The organism is Macromonas bipunctata (assembly GCF_002837135.1).
GTDB lineage: Bacteria > Pseudomonadota > Gammaproteobacteria > Burkholderiales > Burkholderiaceae_C > Macromonas_A > Macromonas_A bipunctata.
Genome location: NZ_NWBQ01000012.1, coordinates 528 through 7660 on the forward strand (window position 1 = coordinate 528; position 7133 = coordinate 7660).

At 66.2% G+C, this 7133-nt stretch carries 9 protein-coding genes; 4 read left to right on the forward strand and 5 right to left on the reverse strand.

Annotation, left to right across the window (positions count from 1 at the left end; translation table 11 throughout):
• The first annotated feature begins 61 nt into the window (after window positions 1-61).
• Both CON76_RS01925 and CON76_RS01930 read left to right on the forward strand, forming a co-directional pair.
• Complete coding sequence (locus CON76_RS01925; RefSeq protein WP_101101554.1) at window positions 62-376, forward strand: non-heme iron oxygenase ferredoxin subunit; 315 nt, start codon at window positions 62-64, stop codon at window positions 374-376.
• Between the two features lie 42 nt (window positions 377-418).
• Entirely contained in the window at window positions 419-1456 is a 1038-nt protein-coding gene (locus CON76_RS01930) for a TRAP transporter substrate-binding protein (RefSeq protein WP_101101556.1), read from the forward strand.
• A 48-nt stretch (window positions 1457-1504) separates the two neighbouring features.
• Here CON76_RS01930 and CON76_RS01935 read toward each other — a convergent pair whose 3' ends face one another.
• Window positions 1505-2074, reverse strand: coding sequence for a cob(I)yrinic acid a,c-diamide adenosyltransferase (locus CON76_RS01935; protein ID WP_101101559.1), 570 nt, complete (start codon window positions 2072-2074; stop codon window positions 1505-1507).
• A 127-nt stretch (window positions 2075-2201) separates the two neighbouring features.
• Here CON76_RS01935 and CON76_RS01940 point away from each other — a divergent pair, with 127 nt between their 5' ends.
• Window positions 2202-3347, forward strand: a complete 1146-nt coding sequence (locus tag CON76_RS01940; protein ID WP_101101561.1) for a GGDEF domain-containing protein — start codon at window positions 2202-2204, stop codon at window positions 3345-3347.
• A gap of 6 nt (window positions 3348-3353) precedes the next feature.
• On the opposite strand, the gene CON76_RS01945 is transcribed toward CON76_RS01940, so the two are convergent.
• From CON76_RS01945 to CON76_RS01955, 3 genes are all read right to left on the reverse strand, one after another.
• A complete protein-coding gene (locus CON76_RS01945) occupies window positions 3354-4022 on the reverse strand; it encodes a response regulator transcription factor (protein ID WP_240592720.1) in 669 nt (222 codons plus the stop codon).
• Between the two features lie 161 nt (window positions 4023-4183).
• A complete protein-coding gene (locus tag CON76_RS01950) occupies window positions 4184-4558 on the reverse strand; it encodes a HepT-like ribonuclease domain-containing protein (protein WP_101101563.1) in 375 nt (124 codons plus the stop codon).
• Window positions 4555-4845, reverse strand: a complete 291-nt coding sequence (locus CON76_RS01955; RefSeq protein WP_101101565.1) for a nucleotidyltransferase family protein — start codon at window positions 4843-4845, stop codon at window positions 4555-4557. Before CON76_RS01955 ends, CON76_RS01950 begins: the two co-directional genes overlap by 4 nt.
• A gap of 377 nt (window positions 4846-5222) precedes the next feature.
• On the opposite strand from CON76_RS01955, the gene CON76_RS01960 reads away from it, so the two are divergent.
• The gene (locus CON76_RS01960; RefSeq protein ID WP_169928955.1) at window positions 5223-6386 is read left to right on the forward strand and encodes a helix-turn-helix domain-containing protein; all 1164 of its coding nucleotides are present in this window, start codon (window positions 5223-5225) and stop codon (window positions 6384-6386) included.
• A 6-nt stretch (window positions 6387-6392) separates the two neighbouring features.
• Here the strand turns inward: CON76_RS01960 and CON76_RS01965 are convergent, their stop codons facing one another.
• Window positions 6393-7064: a sensor histidine kinase gene (locus tag CON76_RS01965; protein WP_338063671.1), complete on the reverse strand. Its 672-nt coding sequence runs from the start codon at window positions 7062-7064 to the stop codon at window positions 6393-6395.
• Window positions 7065-7133 lie beyond the last annotated feature (69 nt).

A 7133-nucleotide genomic window follows, 5' to 3' on the forward strand; every position in this document is an offset into this window, starting at 1 on the left:
ACCCCGAGGCTTGCCGCTCAGTCTGGGTCATCTACCCCATCTGAACAAGGCAGGCCGCACCATGACAGACAACTGGATCGAAGCCTCCACCCTGGACGCCATACCCGCAGGCGACGTGATTGGCGTGAACGTGGCGGGCAAGGACATTGCCCTGTACGAGGTGGAAGGCAAAGTCTTTGCCACCGACAACCTCTGCACCCACGGCAAGGCGCGCATGAGCGACGGCTTCCTGGAGGGGCACGAGATCGAATGCCCGCTGCACCAGGGCCGCTTTGACGTGTGTACCGGTCAAGCCCTGTGCGCCCCGTTGACCGAGAACATCCGCACCTACCCGGTGCAGATCGTCGAGCGGCGCGTGCTGCTCAACCTGGGCTGACCCCGCCCCCGCCACAACAACAACAACCCGGAGACAAATTTGATGACATCCCTTTTGCGCGCCACCGCGGTCGGTGCCACCCTGGCCTGCGCGGCCCTGGGCGCCCAGGCCCAGACCGTCACCCTCAAGCTGCACCACTTCCTCAACACCAGCTCCATCCAGCACGCCAAGATGCTGCGCGGCTGGTGCGACGACATCGCCCGCGACTCGGGCAACCGGCTGCAGTGCCAGATCTTCCCGTCCATGCAGCTCGGCGGCACCCCGGCCCAGCTCTACGACCAGGCACGCACCGGCGTGGCGGATGTGATCTGGACGCTGCCGGGCTACACCGCCGGGCGCTTCCCCAAGATGGAAGTGTTCGAGCTGCCCTTCATGATGAGCAGCACCGAAGCCACCAGCGCCGCCGTGTGGGACTACGCCGAAAAGCACGGCAAGGACGAGTTCAGGGGCGTCAAGCTGCTGGCCACCCACGTGCACGGCCCGGGCTCCATCTTCACCGCCAACAAGCCGGTCAAGACCATGGCCGACTGGAAAAACCTGAAGCTGCGCGCCGCCACGCGCCTGACCACCAAGCTGATTGCCGCCATGGGCGCGGTGCCGGTGGGCATGCCGGTGCCCACGATTCCCGACTCGCTGTCCAAGGGCGTGATCGACGGTGCGGTGCTGCCCTACCAGGTCGGCCCCAGCATCAAGGTCGATGAACTGACCAAGTTTGCCGCCGAACCCGACCCCAGCGGCCCGGGCCTGTACACCTCGGTGTTCATCATGGCCATGAACCCGGCGCGCTACAACAGCCTGCCGCCCGAGCTGCAAAAGGTCATCGACAAGAACTCGGGCCGCGCCGTGTCGGCCCGCTTTGGCAAGACCGTGGGCGACGACGACGCGGTGGGCAAGCAGAAATTCCTGGCCAACAAGGGCAACGCCGTCACCATCATTCCCGCTGCCGAGATCGCGCAGTGGCGCAAGGCCTCGGAGGGCGTGGCCCAGCAGTGGGTGGAAGAAATGGGCAAGAGGGGCGTGGACGGCAAGGCGCTGATCGCCGACGCGCAGGCCCTGATCGCGCAGCACAGCCGGAAGTGATGCAGCCATGGCCCGGCACATCTGCCCGGGCCACGGCCACGTCAGCCCTCAGCCAGCCGCCTGCTGCTGCACCAGGCGCTGGCTTTTCCAATACACGTCGTCGCCGCCGTGCATGCGGTTGAGCACGCGCGCCAGCACAAACATCAGGTCGCTCAAGCGGTTGAGGTACTGGCGCGGTGCATCGTTGATGGCTTCCTCGTTGCCCAGCGCCACCACGTGGCGCTCAGCGCGGCGCGCCACGGTGCGGCACACGTGCGCCTGGCTGGCGGCGCGGCTGCCTGCGGGCAGAATGAACTCCTGCAACTTGGGCAGGGCCGCGTTGTAGCGCGCCAGCGCCTCGTCCAGCGCCAGCACCGCCTCCAGCGGCAGCAGACTGTAGCCCGGAATGCTCAGCTCCCCGCCCAGGTTGAACAGCTGGTGCTGCACCTCCTGCAGCACGGCGCGCACGTCGTCGGGCATGTCCTCGCACAGCAGCAGCCCGATGTGGGAGTTGAGCTCGTCCACATCGCCCATGGCGTGGACGCGCAAACTGTTCTTGCTGACGCGCTGCTGGTTGCCCAGCCCGGTGGTACCGGCATCACCCGTGCGGGTGGCAATTTGGCTCAAGCGGTGGCCCATGATGTCGAATCTCGTGTTGTAGGTGTTGCAAGATGGCAACCTGGGGCAAAACCCCCATGGCGTTGCGTAGAATACCGCGAACCAGAAGAACAACACCCACCACCGCAGGCCGAGGAACACCCCAACCATGCTTTCCCCCCCTTTGTCGCGCTCGTGCCACAGCGGTGCCGCCTCGGAGCGGGCCGCTACGCCATGCGGCGACTGCGATGGCAACAGTGTCTGGCTGGCCTACATCGACCACGTGACCCGCCTGACCCAGTCGCGCGACCGCGACGTGAGCGACAGCGTGTTCGTCAACATGCTGGTCGAGCTGCTGCAGCCCGGCTCGGTGCAACTGCTGGACGTGGTGCCGCACAGCGGGCAGCCCTATTGCGTGCCCCGGCTGGAGTGGTGCCAAGGCATGGAAGCGGCGGTGCAGGCATCGCACTGGCAGCAACATCAGCACGGCTGGGCACTGGCCACCCAGAGCGCGGCCCAGGAGGCGGTGGACAACGCCTGCGCCGTGCTGCGCCCCGAACGCGGCGGCACCCGGCTGTGGCTGCCCTTCAGCGCCGGGCACGGCATGCTGCGGCTGGTGGACTTGCACTTCAACCGCACCGTCACGCCCCAGGCGCAGGCGCTGGTGCAGGGCCTGACCGGCATCTACAGCAACTTCCTGAGCCTGCTGGACTACAGCGAGCGCGACTCGCTGACCTCGCTGCTCAACCGCAAGTCGTTCGACGAGACCTTCTACAAGGCCACCAACCAGCTGCTGCCACCGCCCCAGGTGCTGGCTGTGGCGGGCGACGGTGAACAGCGCGACCCGCCCGACACCACCACCAGCGCCCACTACTGGCTGGCGGTGGTGGACGTGGATCACTTCAAGCACGTCAACGACAAGCACGGCCACCTGATTGGCGACGAAGTGCTGCTGCTGCTGGCGCGCCTGATGCGGCACAACTTCCGGCACGACGACCGCCTGTACCGCTTTGGCGGCGAAGAATTTGTGGTGCTGCTGCGCACCAGCGAAGCCGCCCACGCAGCGCAGGCACTGGAGCGGCTGCGCGCCAGCGTGGAGGCCTACCCCTTCCCGCAGGTAGGGCGCCTGACGGTGAGCATAGGCTACACCCGCATCCGCCACCACGACACCCCCGCCGCCACCTTCGAGCGCGCCGACGCCGTGCTGTACCAGGCCAAGCAGCGCGGCCGCAACCAGGTGCTGTGCTTCGAGCAGGAACAGGCCAGCGGCAAGGTCAACGAACAGGTGATCGACAGCGTGGTTGAGCTGTTCTGACGCTGGTTACAGCGGAGCTGCGTTGGGCGGTGCCGGCGGCGTGCCGTAACGCCCCATGCGGTGCGCCAGCTCCACCGCCGACTGCACGCCCAATTTGTCAAAGATGTTGGCGCGGTGGAACTCCACCGTGCGCGGGGTGATGCCCAGGTGGTCGGCGATGTTCTTGTTGTAGTGACCCTGCAGCAGCTCGTCGAGCACCTCGCGCTCGCGCGCGCTCAAGCCCGCCAGCGCCTTCTGGAACGCCAACCGCTCGCCCGCCTCGGCCTGCCACAGCAGCGCGGCCTGGCGTGCGGCCTCCACGCGATCCACCAGGGCGTTGTTCTGGAACGGCTTTTCCAAAAAATCCCACGCACCGTTCTTGACCGCCGCCACGGCCACGGCCATGCCCACATCGCCATGCCCGGTCAAAAACAGCACCGGCCACGGCCAGCCCAGCGCCTTGAGCTGCTCAAACGTGGCCAGCCCCGACAGCGGCTCCATGCGGATGTCGAGCAACACCACACAACAGTCCCACAGCGGGGCACCGGCGCGCACCGCCTGCACAAACACATCACCCCCCGACCACTGGCGCACTGGCAGGCCACGCGAATCGAGCAGCCACGCCAGCGCATCCCGGAAGTCCGGGTCGTCGTCGATGATATGTACCCAAGGCAGGGGCGGTGGAGGCGTGGTCACAGTGTGTGATTGTGCATGGCGTGTGCCATGTGCGCCAACCCCCAGTGCGTTGCCTACTACGCGCAGGCCGCCCACCACCGACCTGAGCGTTTTTTACGCCCCACGCTTGCGCCTTGAAACGCGTGGCCGTTAGGATCCGCGCAACGGGCCTGGCAGCCCGGTCATGGCACTTCCCACCGGGCGTGGTTGGCCTCTGGACGCACCGCAGCGAGCTGATGTAACAACGCGGGCAGCGCCGTTTGGACGGTGGCCCACACCACGTCCAGATCAATGTCGAAGTAGCCGTGGGCAATGCGGTTGCGCATGCCACGCATGCTGCGCCATGGCACTTGCGCATGGGCGCGGGCAAACTCGGGGTAGCCATCCATAACTTTTGTCGCAGCCTCGCCAATGATGATGAGGCTCATGACGACCGCTTGCTGGGTGCGCTTGTCCTCCAGGAAGTCGTCTTGGGCCAGTCCTTCCACAAAGCTGCACGCATCGGTGGCAGCCTGCTGCATGTGGTCGAGGTAGTCGGACAATCTGTTCTCGTTCATACGCTTTGCGCCTCAGCCAACACCTGTATTCGAAATTTGGGCGGCAGGTCGGCCGCTGTACGCACATCAACGTGAATGCCAAGCAGCGATTCCAGTTCATCCTGCAAGCCACCCAGATCAAACAAGGTCGCACCAGGCAAAGCGTCCACCAGCAAATCAAGGTCACTGCCATCCCGGTCGGTGCCATGCAGCACCGAACCAAAAACGCGCGGATTGGCAACACGGAAGCGGCCCACCGCGTCACGCACGGCGTTCCGGTGGGAGTCCAGCACAACAGAGGGACGCATGGGTTTTGCCTTTCGTTTCGGAACCGGTTGAAATCATAGTGCAGCGTCGGCCACGCGCACGGCAAATCCCGTTGGTTTTCTTGGCCCCACGCTTGCGCCTTAAAAGGCGTGGCCGTTAGAATCCGCGCAACGGGCTTGGCGGCCCGGCAAGTCAAGAAGGCAGAACGCCGCACCACCAGTTGCGGTTTTTTCGCCTAAAAAGCGTCCAGATTTCAGGTCGTACACGGCCCTACAAGTTGCACGCGCGGTGCGGGGAGTCCCTCAAAAGACTGCCGGTTCCTTCTTGCCGGTCCGCCAAGCCCGCACCGCACGTTGTTTTTTTCTCTTGGCGGGGAAAACAAACAACAAGTACAACCTTGTTCAAGAAGGAGCCCATTGTGGCTGACCAACAACTCAACACCACCGCCCCGTCGGGCCGGGTGGGGTTCATCAATTTCGACCTCGTCGGTGCCGCGCTGCTGCACACCAGCTTGGAAAAGTCTTGCCGCTGGGTGCTGGTGGCGCTGTGTTCCTATGCCAACCTTACGCACCACCAGGCGTGGCCCAGTGTGGCCAGCCTGGCCCGGCGCGCCGGTTGCAGCGAACGCACCGCCCAGAGCCGCCTGCGCCAGCTGGAGCGCGCGGGCTACATTGCCGCCGTGCGCAACGGCCAGCACAGCACCGTGGCCTACCAGATAGCCGCCGATAAGCTGTGGCGCGAGCCGTCGGGCAGCGCCAGCGCCGCGCCGCTTTTTGCGCCCGCAAAAACTGCACCCCCGGGTGCAAAAACCGTCGCCGAGGGGGTGCAGCCGCTGCACCCAAAGAAAGAAGAAAGGCAAGAAAGAATCGAACAGAGGAAGGAAGGAGACGCGCCCACTTTTCCGCCATTGGCCGAGGTACTGGCGCCCTTCCCCGCCCCCGCCCCGGTGCTGAGCAGTGAAGGGGCCTGCGCCACGCCAGCGTCTGCGCTGCCCAGCGGCACTGTGGAGCGGCTCAACGCCCAGCGCGCTGGCAACGGCAAAGGCGCGCTCACGCCGCGCGATCTGGCCCAGCTGGCCACCGAAGCCGCACAGGCGGGCCTGACGCCGCTGGACGCCGCGCAGTGGGTGCTGGCCAAGCCGCAGCGCAACTTCTTCAAGGCCGCGTTCTACGCCCAGCCCGCCGTGGCAACGCCCACACCCGTGGTGCAGCGCCCACCGCAGACCGCCACACCGCAGGCTCATGCACCGGCGGGTGCTGGCGCCGCCGCGCCCGTCGCGCCCATCACACTCAGCGCCGAAGCGCAGGCCGAGCAAGACCGCGCCGCACAGGAGCGGCGCGCCCACGTCGATCAACTGCTGGCCAGCCTGCCCGCCACCCTCCAGCCCACTCCAGGTGCTGCCCGTAGCCACCACGCCCAGACAGCACCGCCCGCCCGCAACACCCGCTGGGCCAGCCATGCCCTGGAGCTGTTTGCCACCGGCAAAACCGTGAGCCACTACCGGCTCAAGGTGGCGTGCGAGGTGCTGGGCATCGACCTGCGCGCCTTGTTGCGGCAGCGGGCGGCGGGCACGGCCACCTGAACGCCATCACGCCGATTCCAGCGGCAACCACAACGTAAACTGGGCCCCGCCCAACGCCGCGCTGCGGCCCACCTCTATGCGGCCATGGTGCGCCTCCACCATCGAGCGCGCAATCGACAGCCCCATGCCCATGCCACCGGGTTTGCGGGTGGCAAAGGCTTCAAACAGGGTGGGGATCAGGTCGTCGGGGATGCCGGGGCCGGTGTCTTCGACCAAGATGCCCACACGCTCAGACTCGCACACCAAGCCCACGCGCACTTGTGCCAGGGTATGGTTTGCCTGTGCGGCCCATTCGGCGGCGTTGCGCACCACGTTGTGCAAGGCGTGTTCCAGCAGCAAAGCGTCGGCGGGCACGGTCGGGGTGGGGCCGTGTTCGAGTTCGGCGGCATCCAGCACCACACCATCGGGCAATGGCACCGCCGCCGCCACACGCGCCACAAACGGGGCCAGCGCCAGCGGCTGACGCAGCATCTCCTGCCGCCGCGCAAAGGCGTTGACGCGCTGGATGACGCGCCCGGCCTTGTCGGCCATGCGCTCCATGCGCTCCACCACGGGCTCCACCTCGGCCAACGTGATGCGCTGCTGGCGCAGCCGGTTGAGCAAGCCGGTGGCAAAACTGCTCAACGCCCCCAAGGGCTGGTTGAGCTCATGCGCTAACCCGGATATTTCACCGTAGATCGCCCCGTTGCCTCTTTTATCACTTTGATGCCTGAAGACGGGTCGCTACGGGTCATTGCCGTGAGCCAA